General features: G+C 70.4%; 21 protein-coding genes. 8 read left to right on the top strand and 13 right to left on the bottom strand.

The genetic code is table 11. From position 1 onward, the window contains the following. Nucleotides 1-13 precede the first annotated feature (13 nt). Together F9C12_RS18700 and F9C12_RS18695 are read right to left on the bottom strand one after the other, a co-directional pair. A complete protein-coding gene (locus F9C12_RS18700) occupies nucleotides 14-1,528 on the bottom strand; it encodes an LCP family protein (RefSeq protein ID WP_409466731.1) in 1,515 nt (504 codons plus the stop codon). Nucleotides 1,529-1,592: 64 nt separating this feature from the next. Then, nucleotides 1,593-3,149 (bottom strand): LCP family protein, encoded by a 1,557-nt coding sequence (locus F9C12_RS18695; RefSeq protein ID WP_409466730.1) that lies wholly within the window; start codon nucleotides 3,147-3,149, stop codon nucleotides 1,593-1,595. Between the two features lie 119 nt (nucleotides 3,150-3,268). Between F9C12_RS18695 and rfbB the strand changes: the two genes are divergently transcribed. Both rfbB and rfbD read left to right on the top strand, forming a co-directional pair. Then, nucleotides 3,269-4,261 (top strand): dTDP-glucose 4,6-dehydratase, encoded by a 993-nt coding sequence (gene rfbB, locus F9C12_RS18690; protein WP_409183249.1) that lies wholly within the window; start codon nucleotides 3,269-3,271, stop codon nucleotides 4,259-4,261. Between the two features lie 47 nt (nucleotides 4,262-4,308). Continuing rightward, a complete protein-coding gene (rfbD, locus tag F9C12_RS18685) occupies nucleotides 4,309-5,193 on the top strand; it encodes a dTDP-4-dehydrorhamnose reductase (protein WP_409466729.1) in 885 nt (294 codons plus the stop codon). A 30-nt stretch (nucleotides 5,194-5,223) separates the two neighbouring features. Here the strand turns inward: rfbD and F9C12_RS18680 are convergent, their stop codons facing one another. From F9C12_RS18680 to F9C12_RS18670, 3 genes are read right to left on the bottom strand one after another with little or no spacing between them, the layout of a single operon-like run. Further along, a complete protein-coding gene (locus F9C12_RS18680) occupies nucleotides 5,224-6,309 on the bottom strand; it encodes a glycosyltransferase family 4 protein (RefSeq protein ID WP_409466728.1) in 1,086 nt (361 codons plus the stop codon). Beyond that, nucleotides 6,302-8,815 carry a glycosyltransferase gene (locus F9C12_RS18675; protein ID WP_409466727.1) on the bottom strand — a complete coding sequence of 838 codons (2,514 nt, stop codon included), beginning with the start codon at nucleotides 8,813-8,815 and terminating at the stop codon, nucleotides 6,302-6,304. The genes F9C12_RS18680 and F9C12_RS18675 overlap by 8 nt, the downstream gene beginning before the upstream one ends. Nucleotides 8,816-8,846: 31 nt before the next feature. Next, nucleotides 8,847-9,776: a glycosyltransferase family 2 protein gene (locus tag F9C12_RS18670; protein ID WP_409466726.1), complete on the bottom strand. Its 930-nt coding sequence runs from the start codon at nucleotides 9,774-9,776 to the stop codon at nucleotides 8,847-8,849. 18 nt (nucleotides 9,777-9,794) lie between these two features. Between F9C12_RS18670 and F9C12_RS18665 the strand changes: the two genes are divergently transcribed. Then, nucleotides 9,795-10,880 carry a glycosyltransferase family 4 protein gene (locus F9C12_RS18665; protein ID WP_409466725.1) on the top strand — a complete coding sequence of 362 codons (1,086 nt, stop codon included), beginning with the start codon at nucleotides 9,795-9,797 and terminating at the stop codon, nucleotides 10,878-10,880. A gap of 401 nt (nucleotides 10,881-11,281) precedes the next feature. Then, nucleotides 11,282-12,412 carry a glycosyltransferase family 4 protein gene (locus tag F9C12_RS18660; protein ID WP_409186788.1) on the top strand — a complete coding sequence of 377 codons (1,131 nt, stop codon included), beginning with the start codon at nucleotides 11,282-11,284 and terminating at the stop codon, nucleotides 12,410-12,412. Here F9C12_RS18660 and F9C12_RS18655 read toward each other — a convergent pair. The 3 genes from F9C12_RS18655 to F9C12_RS18645 are packed head-to-tail and all read right to left on the bottom strand — an operon-like array spanning nucleotide 12,409 to nucleotide 14,356. After that, nucleotides 12,409-13,383, bottom strand: a complete 975-nt coding sequence (locus F9C12_RS18655) for an amidohydrolase family protein (protein WP_409466724.1) — start codon at nucleotides 13,381-13,383, stop codon at nucleotides 12,409-12,411. The genes F9C12_RS18660 and F9C12_RS18655 overlap by 4 nt on opposite strands. A gap of 11 nt (nucleotides 13,384-13,394) precedes the next feature. After that, nucleotides 13,395-13,727 (bottom strand): hypothetical protein, encoded by a 333-nt coding sequence (locus F9C12_RS18650; protein ID WP_409466723.1) that lies wholly within the window; start codon nucleotides 13,725-13,727, stop codon nucleotides 13,395-13,397. A 29-nt stretch (nucleotides 13,728-13,756) separates the two neighbouring features. Then, nucleotides 13,757-14,356 carry an SRPBCC family protein gene (locus tag F9C12_RS18645; RefSeq protein WP_409466722.1) on the bottom strand — a complete coding sequence of 200 codons (600 nt, stop codon included), beginning with the start codon at nucleotides 14,354-14,356 and terminating at the stop codon, nucleotides 13,757-13,759. Nucleotides 14,357-14,490: 134 nt separating this feature from the next. On the opposite strand from F9C12_RS18645, the gene F9C12_RS18640 reads away from it, so the two are divergent. Together F9C12_RS18640 and F9C12_RS18635 are read left to right on the top strand one after the other, a co-directional pair. Next, nucleotides 14,491-15,132 (top strand): TetR/AcrR family transcriptional regulator, encoded by a 642-nt coding sequence (locus F9C12_RS18640; protein WP_409466721.1) that lies wholly within the window; start codon nucleotides 14,491-14,493, stop codon nucleotides 15,130-15,132. A gap of 50 nt (nucleotides 15,133-15,182) precedes the next feature. Continuing rightward, nucleotides 15,183-16,046 carry a glycosyltransferase family 2 protein gene (locus tag F9C12_RS18635; RefSeq protein ID WP_409183241.1) on the top strand — a complete coding sequence of 288 codons (864 nt, stop codon included), beginning with the start codon at nucleotides 15,183-15,185 and terminating at the stop codon, nucleotides 16,044-16,046. A gap of 87 nt (nucleotides 16,047-16,133) precedes the next feature. Here F9C12_RS18635 and F9C12_RS18630 read toward each other — a convergent pair whose 3' ends face one another. Next, complete coding sequence (locus tag F9C12_RS18630) at nucleotides 16,134-16,613, bottom strand: hypothetical protein (protein ID WP_409183240.1); 480 nt, start codon at nucleotides 16,611-16,613, stop codon at nucleotides 16,134-16,136. 140 nt (nucleotides 16,614-16,753) lie between these two features. On the opposite strand from F9C12_RS18630, the gene F9C12_RS18625 reads away from it, so the two are divergent. Then, nucleotides 16,754-17,833 carry a sugar phosphate nucleotidyltransferase gene (locus tag F9C12_RS18625; RefSeq protein WP_409466720.1) on the top strand — a complete coding sequence of 360 codons (1,080 nt, stop codon included), beginning with the start codon at nucleotides 16,754-16,756 and terminating at the stop codon, nucleotides 17,831-17,833. Next, nucleotides 17,833-18,726, top strand: a complete 894-nt coding sequence (locus tag F9C12_RS18620; RefSeq protein ID WP_409466719.1) for a DNA-3-methyladenine glycosylase family protein — start codon at nucleotides 17,833-17,835, stop codon at nucleotides 18,724-18,726. The genes F9C12_RS18625 and F9C12_RS18620 overlap by 1 nt, the downstream gene beginning before the upstream one ends. A gap of 27 nt (nucleotides 18,727-18,753) precedes the next feature. On the opposite strand, the gene F9C12_RS18615 is transcribed toward F9C12_RS18620, so the two are convergent. Genes F9C12_RS18615 through F9C12_RS18600 form a run of 4 tightly spaced genes read right to left on the bottom strand, consistent with a single transcriptional unit; the run spans nucleotide 18,754 to nucleotide 19,847 of the window. Next, nucleotides 18,754-19,044, bottom strand: a complete 291-nt coding sequence (locus F9C12_RS18615; protein WP_409466718.1) for a hypothetical protein — start codon at nucleotides 19,042-19,044, stop codon at nucleotides 18,754-18,756. A 44-nt stretch (nucleotides 19,045-19,088) separates the two neighbouring features. Next, nucleotides 19,089-19,295 carry a hypothetical protein gene (locus F9C12_RS18610; protein WP_409466717.1) on the bottom strand — a complete coding sequence of 69 codons (207 nt, stop codon included), beginning with the start codon at nucleotides 19,293-19,295 and terminating at the stop codon, nucleotides 19,089-19,091. Between the two features lie 55 nt (nucleotides 19,296-19,350). Further along, nucleotides 19,351-19,704, bottom strand: a complete 354-nt coding sequence (locus F9C12_RS18605; RefSeq protein ID WP_409183235.1) for a GntR family transcriptional regulator — start codon at nucleotides 19,702-19,704, stop codon at nucleotides 19,351-19,353. After that, complete coding sequence (locus F9C12_RS18600; RefSeq protein ID WP_409183234.1) at nucleotides 19,701-19,847, bottom strand: LPXTG cell wall anchor domain-containing protein; 147 nt, start codon at nucleotides 19,845-19,847, stop codon at nucleotides 19,701-19,703. The genes F9C12_RS18605 and F9C12_RS18600 overlap by 4 nt, the downstream gene beginning before the upstream one ends. Nucleotides 19,848-19,852 lie beyond the last annotated feature (5 nt).

The raw sequence follows: 19,852 nt of genomic DNA, 5'->3' as shown, positions 1-19,852 counted from the left end.
GTTAGTCGCGGCGTCAGTCGACGCAGGGCACGCCCGGGATTCCGGAATCCAGGCCCTGGGGCACCGCTCCGGCCGCCGCGCCGCCGCCTCCGGTGCCCGCCGGAGCGCTGCGTCCGGCCAGTCCGGCCACGAACTTCTGCACCGCGGCCGGGTCGATCTCGACGATGCTCTGCCCGTCCTCGCTGCGGCCGTTCGTGGTGATCACCGGGATCGTCGCGAAGGTCAGGTCGCCGGACGCGACGCCCTTGACCTGCTGGGCGAATTCGAGCACGTCGAGGCTGTCGTCCAGCACGAACGACCGGTGCACCGCGTCCATCAGGCTGTTCAGCGTGCTCGGGTTGGTGAGCGTGCCCGCGGACAGCACCTTGCGCAGCGCCGAGGACAGGAACGCCTGCTGCCGCTTGATCCGGTCGAGGTCGCCGTTCGGCAGGTTCTTGCGCTGGCGCACGAACGACAGCGCCTCGCCGCCGCTCACGGTCTGCACGCCGCGGCGGAAGTTCGCCCCGGAGTCCTTGTCCGACGTCGCGTGGTTGAGGCACACCGGCACGCCGCCGACGGCCTCGGTGATCAGGTAGAACCCGAGCAGGTTGACCTCGGCGTAGTGGTCGATGCGGGCCTGGGTGAGGTCCTGCACGGTCTGGACCAGCGCCCGCCGCCCGGCGGCGTCCGAATCGCGCGCGATCTTTGCCTGGTCGTGCTCGCCCCGCGCGCGTTCTTCCTGCTCGGCGTGCGCCTTGGCCACGCCGTACGCGGAGTTGATCTTCGCTTTGCCACGGCCCGGCACGTCGACCCAGCTGTCGCGCGGGATCGACACCGCGGACGCCTTGCCGCCGTTCTTCGGGATCCGCAGCAGGATGATGGTGTCGGTGTTGATCCCGGCCTTGTCCTCGGTGCGCAGCGACTTCAGCATGCTCAGCGGCAGCGGGTTGCCCTGCTGGTCGGTGCGCGCGTCGCTGCCGACGAGCAGGATGTCGGTGCCGCCGTCGTCGGCGGGCGGGGCCGGGGGCTCTCCCTCGCGCGGCGTGAGGACGTCGGCGGTCGCGACGTTGTCCTGCAGCTTGTCCTTGGTGACGTACGCGTAGCCCGTCCCGCTCAGCGCGAGCAGCGAGACGAGGCCGATCGCGACGCGACGGGTGACCCGGGCGACCCGGCCCGTGCGGCGCCGCGGTTCCGGCGGCGCCGGGTTCGACGGCTGGGGGAGGTCGACGCGCGGGTGCGGCGAGGGTTTCCACTCGGAAGCGGCCTCGTCCTCGGCGGCGGCACTCTGGGTTGCCGGCTCGGCGTCGGTTTCCTCGGCGGCGGCACTCTGGGTTGCCGGCTCGGCGTCGGTTTCCTCGGCGGCGGCACCCTCGGTTACCGGCTCTGCCTCGGTCTCGGCGGCCGGCTCGGTTTCCTCGGCGGCAGCGGGCTCGGCGGCGGCGTGCTTCGGCTCCGGCTTTCCGTCGGATCCCCGGTTCGAGGCGTCGGAAACCGCCGGACTGTCGGCGGAATCCGCCGTCCGGTCCGGTTTGTCCTGGTTTTCGCTCACCCCGGCTACCTCCCCGCTCACCAGCGTACGGCCTGCGGCGCGCCACCACGCTGGGTGCTCGACTCTAGTTGACGCAGGGAACATCGCCCGCCGTGATGAGCGGCGCGGGTGAGTTCGAGGGGCTGGACGAAGGCGGCCCGGACGGCCCGGACGAGGGCGGGGCCGAAGGGGTCGTCGGAGTCGCCGGGGGAGCCGAGGACGTCGTGGCCGACGCTGCGGCGGTGTCCCGCGCGTCCTTGCCGAGGATTACCCGGACGTGCCCGGCGGCGACGTCGGCGTCCGGCTCGGCCTGTGCGCTGCCGCCGAGGGCTTGGCGGACCAGGTCGGCGGCGGTCTCGTCCGACGGGTGGTAGCGCAGCACGGTCGTGGAGCGGGTGGACAGCTTCGTGCTCGTGCCGAGCTGGAAACCCTTGCCCTGCAACAGGCCCCGCAGCTGCTCGGCGGCGCCCGAACCGGAGCCGTCGAACAGTTCGACGGTGACCTGGCCGGCTCCGGGCAACGGCGCGTCGCTGGGCGGCGGGGCGCTGCCGTCCGAGGTCAGCCGGTTGACCTCGGCGCGGACCTTCGCCGGGTCGACGCGCAGCACGTCCGCGCCGCCGATGACCGCGTTGCCCTCGGTGGGGATGGTGTGGAATTCGACGTTTCCGCCGGTCAGCCCGCGCATCTGGGCGGCGAACTCGGACAGGTCCCAGCCCGAGGACAGCACCACGGACTTCTTCACCGCCTCGATGAGCTCCGCGATCCGCACCGGGTTGGCCAGCACCTCGGACGAGAGCACCTTGTTCGCCAGCCCGGACAGGAACGCCTGCTGGCGCGCGATCCGGTCGAGGTCGCCGTTCTGCAGTCCGTAGCGCTGCCGGACGAACGCGAGCGCCTGCACGCCCTCGATGGTCTGCTTCCCGGCGGGCAGGTCGACGCCCGACTTCTTTTCCTTGACCGGGTTCTTGAGGCACACCTGCACGCCGCCGATGGCCTTCGTGACCTCGTAGAAGCTGGCCAGGTTCACCTCGGCGTAGCGGTCGATCATGCCCGGTTTGCCGATGAACTTCTCGAGCGTCGCGACGAGGTTCTTGCGCCCGGCGAGCTTGGCTTTCTCGTCGACGTCCTTGAGGTCGGCGTTGCCCTTGGCCTGCAGCGTCTTGGCGGTGTCGTTGTAGGCGTAGACGTACGCGCTGTTCAGCTTGTGCTTGCCGAAGCCGCCGGTGATCTCGACGTAGGAGTCGCGCGGGAAGGAGATGGCGATCGCGTGCTCCCCGTTCTGCGGGATGTGCACGAGAATCATCGTGTCGGTCTGCTTTTCGCCGTCCGATTCGCCGGCGTGCAGCATGTCGAGCACCTCGCGGGGCAGCGGATTGCCCTGCGCGTCGGTGCGGCTGTCCTGGCCGACCAGGAGGATGTCGATCGCGCCGTCGAGCGGTTTCGCGTGCGCTTCCTGCTCGCCGAAGATCGCCGTGGTGGAGAAGCCAGCCCGCGGGTCGCCGATGAACTGCCAGCCGTACCAGGTCAGCGCCAGCACGACCACGGACACGACGGACAGCAGGATTTTCCCGCCGCGCCGCAGCACGACGACCGCGCCGCGACCGCGGTGCGCCGGCAGCGGCGTCCCCGGCCATTCGGCCACTTGTTCCTCCCCAGGATGCCCAGCGCGTTTCGCGCTTTGCCGAACTCTACCGAGCCTCAGGTAAGCCACCCGTAGGCTGGTGGCGAGATTGCCCGGTCGGGCGGAAGGGTGGATGAGGGATGCGGGTCCTGGTCACCGGCGGTGCCGGGTTCATCGGTTCGCACTACGTGCGCCAGGTGTTGTCGGGGGCGTATCCGACCCTGGCCGACGCCGAGGTCGTGGTGCTGGACAAGCTCACTTACGCGGGCAACGAGGCGAACCTCGCGCCGGTCGCGGACAGCCCGCGGCTGCGTTTCGTGCGCGGCGACATCTGCGACGCCGCACAGGTCGCCGAGCTGATGACCGGCGTCGATCTGGTCGTGCACTTCGCCGCGGAGTCCCATGTGGACCGCTCGATCCTCGGGTCGGCGGACTTCGTGCTCACCAACGTGCTCGGCACGCAGACCTTGCTGCAGGCCGCGCTGGAGGCGCGGGTCGGGAAGTTCGTGCACGTCTCGACGGACGAGGTGTACGGGTCCATCCAGGACGGTTCGTGGTCGGAAGACCACGTACTGGAGCCGAATTCGCCGTACTCGGCTTCGAAGGCGTCGTCGGATCTGATCGCCCGCTCGTACTTCCGGACGCACGGACTGCCGGTGTGCGTCACGCGGTGCTCGAACAACTACGGCCCGTACCAGTTCCCGGAGAAGGTCATCCCGCTCTTCGCGACGAACCTGCTGGACGGCAGGAAAGTCCCGCTCTACGGCGATGGTCTGAACATCCGGGACTGGCTGCACGTGGACGACCACTGCCACGGAATCCAGCTGGTCGCCGACGGCGGCCGCCCCGGCGAGATCTACAACATCGGCGGCGGCACCGAACTGACCAACCGGGAGCTGACCGAACGCCTGCTCGCGGCGGTCGGCGCCGGCTGGGAAATGGTCGAACCGGTGGCCGACCGCAAGGGCCACGACCGGCGGTACTCGGTCGACATCACGAAGATCAGCGGCGAACTCGGTTACGCTCCGCGGGTGTCGTTCGAGGACGGTCTGGCGGAGACGGTGCGCTGGTATGCCGACAACCGCGCGTGGTGGGAGCCGCTGAAGGCCCGCGCCGCGCTCGGCACGTCCTGAAACCCTTGTCGCAGTAGTCGAAGTAGTCGCAGTAGGGAGGTACGCCGGTGCGGCTGGCAGTGCTCGTTCCCGGCGGTTCCGGCCAGCTCGGCCGGGACCTGGTGAACACCGCGGGCCCGGAAACGGAGGTGCTGGCGCCTTCGTCGGCGGAACTGGACGTCACGGCGACGGGCCAGGTGATCGCCGCGGTCGGGGAGCTGGCCGAGCGGGCCGCGGCTGCCGGTGCGGTTCCGGTGGTGATCAACGCCGCGGCTTATACGGCGGTCGACGCCGCGGAATCGGACGAGGCACGGGCGTTCGCGGTGAATGTCGACGGGCCGCGAGTGTTGGCGGCGGCTTGTACTTCGCGACGCGTGCCGTTGATTCACCTCTCCACGGATTACGTTTTTCCCGGCGACGGGGATCGGCCCTATGAAGTGGATGACGCTCTGGGGCCGAAGAATGCTTACGGGCGGACCAAGGCCGCGGGAGAGGATGCGGTACTCGGGTCGGGCGCGTCGGCTTGGGTGGTGCGGACCAGCTGGGTTTACGGGAAAACCGGGGCCAATTTCGTCGAGACCATGCGGCGGCTGGAGTCGGAGCGGGATGAGCTGTCCGTGGTGGACGACCAGGTGGGAGCGCCTACCTGGTCGGCTGATCTGGCTCGGGGGCTCTGGGAGCTTGCCGGAGCGGTTGCCGCCGGCCGGGGGCCCGCGGGGAAGGTTTTGCACTGCACCGGCGGCGGCGAGACTTCCTGGTACGGATTCGCCCGCGCCATTTTCGAGGAGCTCGGCGCGGATCCGGACCGGGTCAAGCCGTGCACCACCGCGGAATTCCCGCGTCCGGCCGCTCGTCCCGCTTACTCGTTGCTTTCCAACGCTTCTTGGCGGGACGCGGGACTGACTCCGCTGCGGGAGTGGCGGACGGCCTTGACCTCGTATCTCCACGGCTGACCGGAGAATGCCCCAGCGGCATTCTCCGGCTTAAGACTCGGTTGCCTGCCGGTATGCGTCCAGAGTGCGCAACGCCGTGTTGTGCCAGGTGAAGCTCGCCGCGTGGGTTCTGCGGGCGGTGGACGTCGCCAGGCCGTGCGGGTCGGTGACGGCTTGGCGGAGTGCTTCGGCCAGGCCGGCTACGTCGTCGTAGGGGACCAGCGTGGCGCAGTCTCCCGCTACTTCGCGCAGGGCGGGGATGTCGGTGCAGACGACGGGAACATCCGACGCCATTGCTTCCAGCACGGGCAGTCCGAAGCCTTCGTCCCTGGACGGGAGAACCAGGGCAGCGGCACCGGCCACTACCGTCCGAAGGTCCACATCGGACAGATAGCCGGTCTGTCCGGACCTCGGCAGCCTCGGGAACGGACCGGGACCCGCGAATACCAGCGGCGGCAGATCCGGCGCGGCGGCATGGGCGGCCGCCAGCCAGTCCAAGCCCTTGCGCGGCCCGGCAGCACCGGCGAACAGCAGGTACTTGTCCGGCAACCGCAGCTTCGCCCGCACCCCGTCGTCCGGCGGGCGGGCGGTGAACCAAGCCGGATTCACCCCGAGCGGAGTGGCGATGATCTTCGCCCGGTCGACGTCCAGCTTTTCCGCGACCGAGTCCGCGACCGCCTCGGTGGGGGTGCAGATGACGTTCGCCCGGTGTGCACCCCGGCGGACCAGTTCCGGCAGCGTCCGGTCGGAGTGGGCCAGTTCCTGCGGGGCGTCAAGGAAAGCCAGGTCGTGAATCGTCAGAACTCCGGCGGCGCGGAGGCGGCCGGGGAGGACGAAGTTCGTGCCGTGTACGACATCGGTCGGCCCGGCGAACAATTCGACTGGCGGCAGCTGGGTGCGCAGCCAGGTAGCCCGCAACAGCCTCGCCGAAACCGGCATTCCCCGCGCCTGCACTCCATGCGGCAACACATGACGCAGTTTTCGCCAGCCCCGCAAGGTGAACGCGACCGCGCGAAGGTCCACTTCGGACAGGGAAGCCAGCTCTTCGCTCAGCGCGGCGGTGTACCGGCCGATTCCGGTCCGGGAACCGAGCAGGGGAGTGCCGTCTAGCAGGACGCGCAGCGGACGGTCAGCCACGGCGCAACCGCTCCCGCGCCACCTTCGTGACCCGCCCCGCCGCTCGTCTCGCCAGCTCGCCGGGGCCGCCAGCGGCGAGATACTCCCGTACCAGGGCCAAATCCCGCCGGACCATCGCGGTGCCGCGCACTGGTTCGCTGACGGTCAGGTCCGCACTCCCCGGCAGCCGGTCCGCGGCCGGGCGCGGGTTGCGGCAGAACTCCACCAGCGGCTTCAGCGCCTCCGGCCAGGCGTACCGCTGTGCGACGACCCGGATTCGTTCGACACAGGCGTCGGCGAATTCCCTGTCGTACAACGACTTTTCCAGTGCGTCCGCCAGCGCGCCGGCGTCTTCGGCGGGGACGACCACGCCCAGGCCTTCCGCGCGGACCAGGTCGGCGAATGCGTCCCCGTCCGTCGTCACGATCGGCAATCCGGCCCACAGGTAGTCGAGAACCCGGGTGCGGAAAGCGAAAGTCGTCTCGACGTGTTCGTAATGCGTCGTCACCCCGCAGTCCGCGTCGAGCAGCCAGTTCTGCCGCTCCGAATACGGGACCCATTGTTCGTTGAAGAAAACGTTCTTGTCGGTGAGGCCCAGCGAATCCGCGAGCCGGATCGTCCGGGCGCCGATGTCCATCTCGGCGACCTCGGGGTTCGGGTGCTTCATGCCGAGGAACACGAGACGGGCGTCGTCGCGGCGGTGGCGGAGCAGGTCGAAGGCGCGGATCAGGGTCAGCGGGTCGAACCAGCTGTAGACGCCGCCCGCCCACAGCACGACGCGGTCGGATTCGCCGATGCCCAGCGCGGAACGCAGGCCGGGGCCGGTGCGCGCCGGGGCTTGCGGGGAGAGGCCGAACGGGACGACGGCGAGCAGCGACTGGGTGGTCGGGTCCGCGTCGTAGAGCCGAGGGGACAACCGGCCGAGCGCGGCGAGGTGGCCCAGCCAGAAATGGCGCTGGCGTTCCGAGGCGCACAGGAAGAAATCGGCGCGTTCCAGCTGGGCGTCGAGGACGCGGGTGACCCCGGCGAGGTCGAGCGCGCGCTGGTCGTCGGGGGCGTCCTTGCCCTGTTCCAGCAGCTCCAGGTGCATCGGGTCGTACACGTCCGCGACCACGATCTTGTGCTCGTGCTGCTTCTTCAGCGACGGCGCCAGCTCCAGCACGTGGCCCTGCAGGATCACGACGTCGGCCCATTCGATCGGGCCGTCGAGGTCGCGGTGTTTGCCCGAGCTGACCTGGAAGGGCGCGGGCGGCGGCGAGACCAGCGGGTTGGTGGTGATGAGGTGCACGTCGTGCTCGGCCGACAGCGTCGAGGTGATGTTCCACGCCCGGATCGCCGGGCCCGCCATCCGCTCGGTGATCGAATCGCCGGTCAGGACGAGGATCTTGCGCCGCTGTCCGAAGACGTCCTTGATGCCGAACGCCTCGACGAGGATTTCGTGCGCCCGCAGGTAGTCCGGCAGCGGGTACGCGGGCTCGAGTGCCTTGCGCAGCAAGGGAAGCAGGTCGGCATCGGTACGCACGCGCGCGGCCTGCTCGACCGCCCGGGACTCCGCCAGCGAAGGCATCATCTCCACGAACCGGTCCACCGCCAGCACTCCGGCGAGCGTGGTGCGCGGGACCGAGATATCCGAGGTGTCGACTGGGCCGACGCCCTTCTCCAGGTCCAGCTGATCCGGGTCGATGCCGCCGCGCGCGGTCGCCCGGCGGACGGCCAGCGCGAGCGCCGCGGGGAGGGCGCGCGCCAGGGATTCGTCGGAGAGGTTTTTGTACAGCGCGGCCAGCGCGTTGCGTTCCAGCAGGAAGGTCTCGCGGCCGGTGTCCGGCGCGTCGACGGCGGCCATGGTGCCGTGGTGGCGGTGGTAAGTGAGCGATTCCGGCACGTAGCGGACGCGCCAGCCGCGCAGGTTCAGCCGCCAGCCGAGGTCGACGTCCTCGTAGAACATGAAGAAGCGCTCGTCGAAACCGCCGAGTTCAGCGAACACCGACGCGCGGACGAACAGCGCCGAGCCAGTGCCGAAGAGGACGTCCTTGGCGACGTCGTGCTCGGCTTCGGGCACGTCCGCGAGCGGGCTGCCCGCGTGGCGTTTGTAGCCCATGCCGAACCAGGTCAGACCCGCGTCCACGAAGTCGGTGCCGGTGCCGTCCCAGTCGAGGACCTTGCTCGCCACCGCGGCGACGGTCGGCTGCGCGCGCAGCTCGGCGACGGCCGCCGAAACCCACGCCGGAGCGGGCCGCGCGTCGTTGTTGAGGAAGCCGAGGACGGTGCCGTTCGCGTGGTGCGCCCCGAGGTTGCAGCCGCCCGCGAATCCGGTGTTGACCGGCGATTCGATGAGCCGCACGTCGGGCACCGCGGCGCGGATGCGGGCCGCGTCGTCGCCGCCGGAAGCGTTGTCGACGCAGATCAGCTCGACATTCGCGTAGTCCAGGTCGGTTCGCAGCGCCCGCAGGCAGGTGATGGTGTCGTCGGCGCCGCGGTAATTCACCACGATTACCGAGACGAGCGGTTGCGGGTCCCCCACTGCCAAGACGAGCTCCTCCGTCGAATTTCCGCCCAGCTTAAAGGCCAGCCCAGGCATCCCAGATCGCGCCTCGGCCCAGCGCCGAGATCCGGCTTACGCGACCGCGTTCCCGCAGCGTGCGGGGGAGCCGGAGAACGACCTCCGCCAGCACCCGCAGCCGCAGCGCCGGGTCGAAGTTCGCCGCGTCCGGACGGCGCCGGCGCAGCGGAAGCACCGCGGTGAGCGCGGTGAAGCGGGCCAGCTCGCGGACCGCGACGGCGGCGGGGGCGCAGCGCAGCAGCATGAGCAACCGGTTGCGTTCGTTCCAGCGGTGAAATCGCGGTGAACCCGGCTTCGTGCTGGCCCCGTGCAGGTGCTGGACGCGTGCCTTCGGCGCGGCGGCGACGTGCCATCCGGCCAGCCGCAGCCGCCACGCGGTGTCGGTGTCCTCGTAGTAACAGAAGAAGCTCGCCGGAACCCCGCCGACCGCGCGCACGGCGTCGGTGCGCAGCAAGGCGGCACCGCCGCAGAAGCCGAACACCTCGTCGCTGGGTTCGGTGAGGTCGGCGCCGTGGCCGTCGGCGGTGAGCCGGACGCCGGTGGACTGCGTGCTGCCGTCGGGCAGTTCGAGCCGGGAGGTGACGGCGGCGGCGAGCGGCTGGGCGTCGAGGGCGTCCTCGAGGTTGGCGAGCCAGTCCGGTTCGGGTGCGGCGTCGTCGTTGAGCCAGGCGACGCGCGGGGTCTCGATCCGGTCGAGGGCATGGGCCATCGCGCCGGCGTATCCGGTGTTGCGGCGCAGCCGGAGCACCTCGGGACGGCTGGGGTGCGCGGCGAGAATCCTTGCGGTGCCGTCGGTTGAGGCGTTGTCCACCACGAGTGTCCGATGTGGACGGTCCTGGGCGGCGAGCGCGTCGAGGCACGCGGCGAGGTGGTCTTCCCCACGCCAGGTCACCACGACGACGGTGGTGCCGGATTCCGCGCTGGTCACCTGCGAGAGAATAGCGGCGTGCCCGAACTGGTCGTGATCGCCGAGCAGCTGCTCGCCCCCGTTCCGGGTGGCACCGGCCGGTATACCGCCGAACTGCTGCCCGCGCTCGCCCGCACCGCGCCGCCCGGCTGGACCGTGTCCAGCGTGGTCGCGCGGCACGCGGACGTCTCCGCGGCCCGGATCGAGGGCGTCGAGGGGCCGCGCGTGCTGCCGTTGCCGCCGAGGGCGCTGGTCGCGCTGTGGCAGCTGGGCCTGCGCTGGTGGCCGGGTGGTGCGGCCGTGCACGCGCCGACCCCGTTCGCGCCGCCCCGTGCCCCGGCCGGACGAACACTGACCGTCACGGTGCACGACACGGTGCCGTGGACGCATCCGGAGACCCTGACCGCGCGCGGCGTCAGCTGGCACCGGTCGATGATCGCGCGAGCGGCGCGGCGGTCGTCCGGGCTGATCGTGCCGACTCGGGCGGTCGCCGACGAGTTGGCGGTGCTGCTGGACGTGGACGTTCCGGTGCGCGTCGTGCCGCACGGGGTGACGGTGCCGGAGGGGACCGCTGAGCTTGACCTGCCGTCGCGGTACGTGCTGGCGGTCGGGACGATCGAACCGCGCAAGGGCATGGACGTGCTGGTCGACGCGGTGGCGCAGCTCGACGGCACGGACGAGGTCGGCGACGTCGGCCTGGTGCTGGCAGGTCAGCCCGGCTGGGGCGGCATCGACCCGGTGCGGCTGGCGGCCGACCGCGGCCTGAAATCGGTGCGGGTACTGGGGAAAGTGACCGACGCGCAACTGGCGACGGCGCTGCGCGGGGCGAGTGTGCTGGCGATGCCGAGCCTCGCCGAGGGCTTCGGGCTGCCGCTGCTGGAAGCGATGGCGATCGGGGTGCCGGTGGTGCACACGGACGTCCCGGCGCTGGTGGAGGTCTCCGGCGGAGCGGGCTTGGTGGTGCCGCGCGGCGACGCGGACGCGCTGGCGTGGGCGCTGAAAGAGGTGCTGCGGTCGCCGGACAAGGCGGCGGAGCTGTCGAAACTCGGCCGGGAGCGGGCACGGACGTTCACCTGGCGGGCCGCGGCGGAGGCGGTTTGGGCAGCGCATCGGCGGTCTGGCTGACGGCGTGGTCGGGGGCGGTGGCTGGGCGGATCGAGCCGGGTGGCGCGGGTTTCGGAGCTGGTCGAGGCGGCTTGGCGGAGCGGCCGATTTGGCGAGGCCGAGTTGGGTGCGCGGGTTCCGGAGCTGGTCGTGGTGGTCTGGTGGGCGGGGCGGCGGTCTAGCTGACGGCCGGGCGGATCGCTTCGGGCGGCGCGCGAAGGGTCCGGCGGTATCGGGCAGCTGCACCGCGGGTCGAGCCGGTGGGTTCGGGCTGCGATCGAGGTGACACGGATGGGTGAACCCAGACGGGTGAGCGCAGGTGGGCGAGGGTGGCGGCGCCTGGAGTCGGCGGCAGTTTGCCGGTTCCTGACCTGTGCGGTGGGTGACCGCCGTACTCTGCACTCGTGACCGGTGATCCCCGTGTGCTGATCGACGCGACCGCGGTGCCCGCGGATCGGGGCGGGGTCGGTCGTTACGTGGACTCGCTCGTCGGCGCGCTCGACCAGGACGGGGCTCGGCTGACGGTGGTCTGCCAGCCGCGTGACCTGCCGCTTTACGGTCAGCTCGCGCCCAGTTCCCGCATTGTCGCCGCCTCGCCCGCGACCTCGACGCGCACTGCCCGGCTGACCTGGGAGCAGGCCACCTTGCCCCGGCTCGTGCGCCGGCTCGCGGCCGACGTCGTGCACTCGCCGCACTACACGATGCCGCTCGCCAGCCCGGCCGCTTCGGTGGTCACGCTGCACGACGCGACGTTCTTCACCGACGCGGTCCTGCACTCGTCGGTCAAGGCCCGGTTCTTCCGCGCGTGGACCGCCACCGCGCTGCGCCGGGCGACACTGTGCGTAGTTCCCAGTCACGCGACCGCGGTAGAGCTGGCTCGGGTGACCCCGGTGCGGCGGGCGGAGCTGGAGATCATCCACCACGGCGTCGACAGCGAGCGGTTCCATCCGCCGTCGCCGGAGGAGGTCGCGGCGGCGCGCAAGGCGATCGGGCTCGGCTCGACGCCGTACATCGCGTTCCTCGGCGCGCTCGAACCGCGGAAGAACGTGCCCGCGCTGATCCGCGGTTACGCCCGCGCGGTCGCCGGGCAGCGGGACGCTCCGGCGCTCGTACTCGCTGGTCAGCCGGGTTGGGACACTCAAGTCGAGCGTGCGCTGGACGCGGTGCCGCACCGGCTTCGCGTGATCCGCGCGGGTTACCTGCCGTTCGGCACGCTCGCCGGATTCCTCGGCGGCGCGGAACTCGTGGCGTATCCGAGCCTCGGCGAAGGCTTCGGACTGCCGGTGCTCGAAGCGATGGCCTGCGGGGCCGCGGTACTGACCACGCGCCGCCTTTCCCTGCCGGAGGTCGGCGGCGACGCGGTCGCGTACTGCGGCGTCGGCGCGGGCGATGTCGCCGCGGCGCTGACGGAATTGCTGGCCGATCCGTCGCGTCGCTCGGTGCTGGCCTCCGCGGCGCAGCGGCGCGCCAAGGAATTCTCGTGGACGACAACGGCGGATCGGCACCGCGAGGCTTACGGAAAAGCCTGGCACCAGCATTTGCGCAACCGTTAACGGAGCCGGTAAAGGGCTTCCGCGTTGGCGTGCGCGATCTTTTCCCGGTCTTCCTCGTTGGGCAATTTCTCCAGGAATTCCGTGACCGCGGTGGCGTTGACCTGATGGAACGGGTAATCGCCGGACAGCAGGATCCGGTCGGCGGTCGTGTATTCGAGTGCGTTGCGCAGCATTCGGGGCACGAGCATTCCGCTGGTCGCCAGGTGGATATTGGTGCGGAAATACTCGGAGACGCGCCGCTCGAGATGCGTGGCCGTATGCGACAGGCTGTCGATGCGGTCCAGTGCGAAGAGAACCACCTCGCCCCAGTGGCCGAGGACGACCTGCAGCTCCGGATGGCGGTCGAACGTTCCGCGCAGGATCAGCCGGATGACGGCGAGCCCGGCTTCGTAGTGCCAGCCGAGGCCGTACGTCGCCAGCGCTAGGTCGAGTTCCGGACTGAAGCCGCGGTAGGAAGCCTGGCGCACGGGCTCCGCCGGGATCTGCGGGTGGACGAACACCGGCCGGCCCAGTGCGGCGGCCGCGCCGAGCAGTTCGTCGTACGCGGGGTCGTCGAGGGGGCGATCGCCGCTGCGGCCGTACGACATGATTCCGACGTGCGCCGGATCCTTGGCGGTGCGGTGCAGTTCGGCGAGCGCCGCGTCCGGATCGGACATCGGCAGCGTCGTCATGGCGCGGAAGCGTTCGGGATGCTTTGCGACAGCCTCGCTGACGAGGTCGTTCGCCTCCCGGCTCAGTGCGATGCCTTGCGGGGCCGGGCATCCGTGCGTGCCGGGCGGCGCGATCGAGAGGATCTGGACGTCGATGCCCGCCTCGTCCATCCACGCGACACGCTGGTCGCCGATGTCGAGCAGCCGCTCGGGAAGGTCGCCCCGGTCGTTGAGGGCGATGCTCGGATCGCCGGATTCGGTGCGCAGCATCCGGTCGATGCCGGGAGTGGTCCAGTGCTCTTCGATGGCGACGGTTTTCATCGGCCCCCTTTTCACGGCTGTGGTTTCGAGATTACGCGCACGTGGTGGGCTATTGCGACCGCGACTCCGCTCGCGACGAAGAATGCGGTTACCGCCGGATTCATGGACTTGGACAAACTCGGCGCGCTTTCCGGACTTAACGCCCAAAGCGCGAGCACCCCGAGATAGACCGCGGCAAGTCCGGCGGACCACCAGCGCAGCGCCCGAGGCTGAGATTTGCGCAGGCTGGAGACGAGAAGCGCGATCAGCGGAATTCCGGAGAGCAACGCGAACTGCCCGAGGACCAGCGCGGGGACGGACCAGGCGGTGAGCAGAATGGGCAGCGAGGCACGGGAAGCGGACATGACGATTCTCCTTCGGGGATTCAGTGGATTCAGTGCTGGCAGCGGGCTTCGGCGGCGGTCTTGAGATCGGCGAGCCAGAGGTCCAGCCCCTGGGCCAGGTACTTGCGCGCGGTGGCCGGGTCGGCCTCGATCTGCTGGCCGGTCCAGCTTTCTTCGGTGCGGACGAGGACCCCGCCGGGCACCGGGACGAAGTTCCACACGTGGGTTCCCCGGTCGATGCGCAGGCCCTGGCCGATCGCCGGGCCGGACCACCGGACGCACTGGCCGGGCTCGAGCTGGTGGACGGTCGACGTGATGACCAGCGTGGTGGCCGGGGTCGAGGGCGTGGCCGGAGCGGGCGTGGTCCAGCGGAATCGCGAACCGGGATGCCACTGACCCGGATCGAGGCGCTTCATGCTCGTCACCGATTTCTGCCAGTCCGGCCAGCTTTCGACGCGGGTGTGCAGCCGCCACACGGTGCTCAGCGGGGCTTTGACGAAGGTTTCCGCGCGGTGGTGCAGCCGCGCCGTCGGGTCGATGCCTTTTCCTTGGCAGGTAAGGGAATTCGTGGTGGCGGCTTGGGCAGGTGCGGCACCGAGCAGCCCGGCGGCGAGCGGAACGGCCAGCAGTGCGGCGCGCAGGTTCAGCATAGTGAGTCCCCTTAGTTGTAGTTAATGCTATTAACTCCAAGGAAGACCGTACCGGCCCGCGATCGTGAACGTCAATAGCGGAAGTGAAGGGGCTTAACTACACTGCCCGGAGAGGAAACGAAGGGAACCAGCCGATGGCCGAACAGGCACCGCGGGAGCGCTACCGCGCGCAGGTCCGCGAGGAGATCAAGCAGCACGCGCGACAGCAGATCGCCGAAGCGGGGCTGCCCGCGCTGTCGCTCACCGCGATCGCCAAGCAGATGAGCATGACCGTCCCCGCGCTGTACCGGTACTACCGCGGCCGGGACGAGCTGATCACCGCGTTGATCCGCGACGCGTTCCGCAGCCTCGCCGACACCGTCCGGGCGGCGGCGGATTCCGGGGCGGACCTGCTCGCCCTGGCGCACGTCATCCGGGACTGGGCCAAGGCCGATCCGCAGCGCTACTTCCTCCTCTACGGCACGCCGGTGCCCGGCTACCACGCGCCGCCGGACACGACGGCGATCTCCAACGAGGTGATGGAAGTCCTGCTCGAGGCGAGTGCGCGGGAGGGCGAACCGGAGTCGACGCCCTTCCAAGCCCACCTGGAAACCCATCGCGAGTGGGTCGGGCGCGACACCGTCAGCACCGGCGCGGCACGGCTCGCGCTGGCCTTCTGGACCCGCCTGCACGGGGTGCTGTCGCTCGAATTGGCCGGCCACTTCACCGGGATGAAGTTCGACCCGGGCCTGCTCATCGACGACGAACTGGCGCAGTTGAGAGGTCACGTCGGGTGACCGGGTCGGTGGGCTGACGTAGCCGTCCGTGAGCAGTGGACAATGGCGCGGTGACTGAGCAGCGCACGTATGGTGACCGCGTCGGCGTCGTGACCGTGACCTACTTCCCCGGCGAAACGCTCGAGAAGTTCCTCGACACGCTCGACAAGGCGACTGACCGCGACGTGCACGTCGTCGTCGCCGACAACGCGTCCACCGACGGTGCGCCGGAGAAGGCCGCCGAACGCGAGAACGTCACGCTGGTCAGCATCGGCGAGAACGTCGGCTACGGGACGGCCGCCAACCGCGGCGTCGCGGCGCTCGACGACAGCTACGGCTGGGTCGTCGTGGTCAACCCGGACCTCGAATGGGAGCCGGGTTCGCTCGACGCGCTGCTCGAGGTCGCCCAGCGCTGGCCGCGCGGGGGCGCGTTCGGGCCGCTGATCCACGACCTCGACGGGACCGTCTACCCGTCCGCGCGGCTGCTGCCGTCGTTCGGGCGCGGGATCGGGCACGCGGTGTTCGGCAAGATCTGGCCGGGCAACCCGTGGACCCGCGAATACCGCCAGGAGAACGCCGCGCCGACCGAGCGCACGTCCGGCTGGCTGTCCGGCTCCTGCCAGCTCTTCCGGCGCGAAGCGTTCGACTCCGTCGGCGGCTTCGACACCCGCTACTTCATGTACTTCGAGGACGTCGACCTCGGCGACCGGCTCGCGAAGGCGGGCTGGCAGAACGTCTACGCGCCGTCGTCGAGCGTGATGCACATCGGCGGCCACTCGACGGCGCGCGCGTCGGCGAAAATGCTGCGCGCCCACCACGCGAGCGCCTACCGCTACCTCGCCGACCGGCACCAGGGACTGCGGTGGAAGCCGGTGCTGGCGGCGGTGAAGCTGGGGCTGGCGCTGCGGGTGAAGCTGGAGACGCGCAAGGGCTGAGGTCCGCAAAGGACACCCGGCCTTCCGGATGCTCAGCCGAGGCAACCCTTCGCGGTCGTCAAGATCAGCCGCGGAACCCCGCGAAGATCACAGCCCGTCGAGCCGCCGGGACAGATTGGACCGTCCGCTGTTCTGCTTGATCGTCGGGACCAGGCCGGTCATTTCCTCCTCGGCCGGTTCCTTCAGCGGGCTCGCCACCGGCTTCGCCTGCGGGCGCGGGACCAGCGGCGTCGTCGGCTGCGGACCGGCCGGGCTCGGCACCGTCGGCTGCGGCGCGGTGTTCTGCGGGCCCGGGACCTCGAGCGGCCGCGTCGGCGTCGGCTGGGCCAGCGGATGCGGCGACGGCTGGGTGCGCGTGCCCGCGGCCAGCGGATGGTCGTTCTCTTCGATCAGCGACGCGGGCAGCTGCGTCGTCGTGTCCGGGTCCAGCCCGGAGACCACCGAGGCGGAGATCTGCTGGGTGCTGGAGGAATCCATCGGAGACGTCATGTTGTCCGGCGTCACCACGAAGGCGCCGCGGGATCGTGCGCGTGCGAGCAGAGCGTCCGCGCGATCGCGGGGGTCCATTCCCCTCGGCCTCCCGACTGACCCGGGGCCTCTCGGGAAAGGCCCGCCTGTTTCCTGTCTAGGGTAGGCCCTCGGGGCCCGCGCCGCCCACGTTTCCCGCGGCTTGTCGCTCAGCGGTGCGTGATACAAAGGAGATTTCTGTGACGTCCGAGGTCGAGGTCGACGCCGTCGTACTGGTCGGCGGCCAGGGCACGCGGCTGCGCCCGCTCACGCTGTCCGCGCCGAAGCCGATGCTGCCGACGGCGGGCACGCCGTATCTGAGCCACCTGTTCTCCCGCATCCGCGCGGCCGGGATCCGGCACGTGGTGCTCGGCACGTCGTACCGGGCCGAGGTGTTCGAGGAGTACTTCGGCGACGGGTCCGCGCACGGTCTCGAACTCGAGTACGTGGTGGAGGAGGAGCCGCTCGACACCGGCGGCGCCATCCGCAACGTCTACGACCGGCTCCGCGCCGACCACGCGATCGTCTTCAACGGCGACATCCTCTCCGGGGCCGACCTGCACGCCCAGCTGCGCACCCACCTCGACTCCGGCGCGGACGTGACGCTGCACCTGCAGCGCGTCCCGGATTCGAGCCGGTTCGGTTCGGTGCCGACCGACCCAGACGGGCGCGTCACCGCCTTCCTGGAGAAGACGCCGAATCCGCCGACCGACCAGATCAACGCCGGCTGCTACGTCTTCCGCCGTCCGGTGATCGAGACCATCCCGGCCGGGCGGCGGGTGTCGGTCGAACGCGAGACGTTCCCCGGGCTCCTCGAAAACGGCGCGCATCTGCACGGATTTGTCGACGCTTCGTACTGGCTCGACGTCGGCACTCCGGAGGCTTTCGTCCGCGGCAGCGCCGATCTGGTCCGCGGCGTCGCGCCGACGTCCGCGCTGACCGGCCCGACCGGCGAGTTTCTGGCGTTGGACGGAGCTTCCGTCGCCGCCGGAGCGAAACTCGCCGGCGGGACGACGATCGGTGCCCGGGCCGTCGTCGGGAAGGACGCGACGGTGTCCGGTTCGGTCGTGTTCGACGACGCGGTGATCGGCCCGGATGCGATTGTGGAGAATTCGGTGCTGGGCCGCGGCGCGCGGGTCGGCGAGGGTGCGGTGCTGCGCGGCGTGGTGCTCGGCGACGGCGCGTCGGTGGGCGCGCGCTGCGAACTGCTCGACGGCGTGCGGATCTGGCCCGGAGTTTCGGTGCCGGACGGCGGCATCCGGTTTTCGAGCGACGCGTGATGGAGTGGCGTCCGGGGTTTCCGGTGGATCTGGCGCAAGTGCTGGGTCCGCTGAGCCGTGGGCGCGGGTCGCTGAACTTCCGGCGCGACCGCGGCGTCTGGTGGCTGGCCGCGAACACGCCCGGCGGCAAGGGAACGCTGGCGCTGCTGCACCGGCCGGACGGCGTCGTCGAGGCCGAGGCTTGGGGCGAGGGCGCGGAGTTCCTGCTCGACGGCGTGCCCGCGCTGCTCGGCGCGGACGATGACGACACCGGATTCGTCGCGCACCACGACGTGATCGCCGCGGCTCGCCGCGATACGCCAGGGCTGCGGCTCGGCTCGACCGGCCGGGTGTGGGACGCGCTGGTGCTGGCGGTCCTCGAACAGAAGGTGAGCGGCAAGGAAGCGATCCGGTCGTGGGCGGAGCTGTGCCGGTGGTTCGGCACGCGCGCTCCCGGGCCGGGACCGGACTTCCTGCGGGTGCCGCCGGACCCGGTCGCCATTCGGTCCATTGTGGACTGGAACTGGCACAAGATCGGGGTGGACGTGAAGCGCCGCTCGGCCCTGATCGAGGCGGCCCGGGTCGCTCCGCGGCTCGAAGAAGCGGTGCATTTGCGCGGGGTCGAGGGACGCGCGTGGCTGCGGAAGGTGCGCGGCATCGGCGTGTGGACGGCGGCGGAGATCGCCCAGCGCGCGTGGGGCGATCCGGACGCGGTCAGCTTCGGCGACTACAACATCCCGGCGGTGGTCGGGCACACGCTGCTCGGCCGGAAGATCGACGACGCGGAGATGGCGGAGGTGCTCGCGCCGTACGCACCGCAACGACAGCGAGCGATCCGGTACCTGGCGGCAGCCGGGGCTCGGCGGCCGCGGTTCGGGCCGCGGATTGAGCTGCGGGATTACCGGGCGATGTGAGTGCCTGACCGGAGTGTCGCGGTCTGACTACCGACCGGGGCCCTGCGGCGGGTACGGATACTGCGGGTTCTGCGGCGGGACACCGGGCTGTGGCGGGTACTGCGGGCCGGGCTGCGGATAGCCGGGGTAGTTCTGGACGGGATAGCCCTGCTGCGGTCCCGGCGGGGGATTGCCCTGGCCGGGCGGCGGATAGCCCTGCTGCGGCGGGAAGTAGCCCGGCGGCGGGCCTTGCTTCTTCTTGGCCGAAGCGCGCACGATCGCGAATACCAGGCCTGCTATCAGCAGCAGGATGATGAGATGCCACGGTTGTACAGCCATGAAGACCCTCCCCTGGTCAAGGCTTTGTCGCAGGACGAAGCGGGTCAGCCCTGCGGATTCTGCGGCGGATAGTGCTGCTGCGGATACTGCCCCTGCGGCTGCTGACCATACGGAGCACCGGGCCCCTGCTGCCCCGGGTACTGTCCCGGCCCAGCCTGCGGCGGCTGCTTAGGCCGCCCCACCGTGAATTTCAGGATCAGGACGACTACCAGCAACAGGACGAGCGCGCCCGGCAGGACGTAGTTCAGCATGAGGTTCCCATCGGGTCGGGCACGGACAAAACCAGATGCTAATTCCTCGCCGCGATCAGCGCAGGGCTGCCGCCGCGATCGCCACGCCTTGTTCTGCTGACAAGCCCAACCCCCGGATCACCTCGGCGTACGTGGCCGCGGCGGCTTGGGCTCGGGACAGTGTCTCGTCGCCGGTCGCGCCGACGAAAGTGCCTGCTCTGCCTCGGGTTTCCAGCAGACCGGCTTCCTCCAGTTCTCGGTAGGCGCGGGCCACCGTGTTCGGGGCGATGCCCAGTTCCGCGGCCAGTCCGCGCACCGTCGGGAGTTTCGTGCCGACCGCGAGGGTGCCGTCGTTGATCTGGTTGGCCAGCGACGTCCGGACCTGTTCGAACGGCGGAACGGGCGAAGCCGGGTCGTAGGTGATGCTCATCGTTGCCGCCGTTTCTTCCGGATGCTCACCACAATGCCCAGCGCCAGCAGCGCGAACGCCACCGCGAAGCCGATCAGCACCACCCATCCGCTGATGGCCGCGCCGGTGTCGCCCGGGTGCAGGTGCGGGCGTGCCAGGTCCATGCGTC

The sequence above is a fragment of the Amycolatopsis sp. GA6-003 genome, from assembly GCF_046267895.1.
Lineage (GTDB): Bacteria > Actinomycetota > Actinomycetes > Mycobacteriales > Pseudonocardiaceae > Amycolatopsis.
Note: the sequence above shows the minus strand (reverse complement) of the source record. Positions and strands in the feature narration are given on the sequence as shown.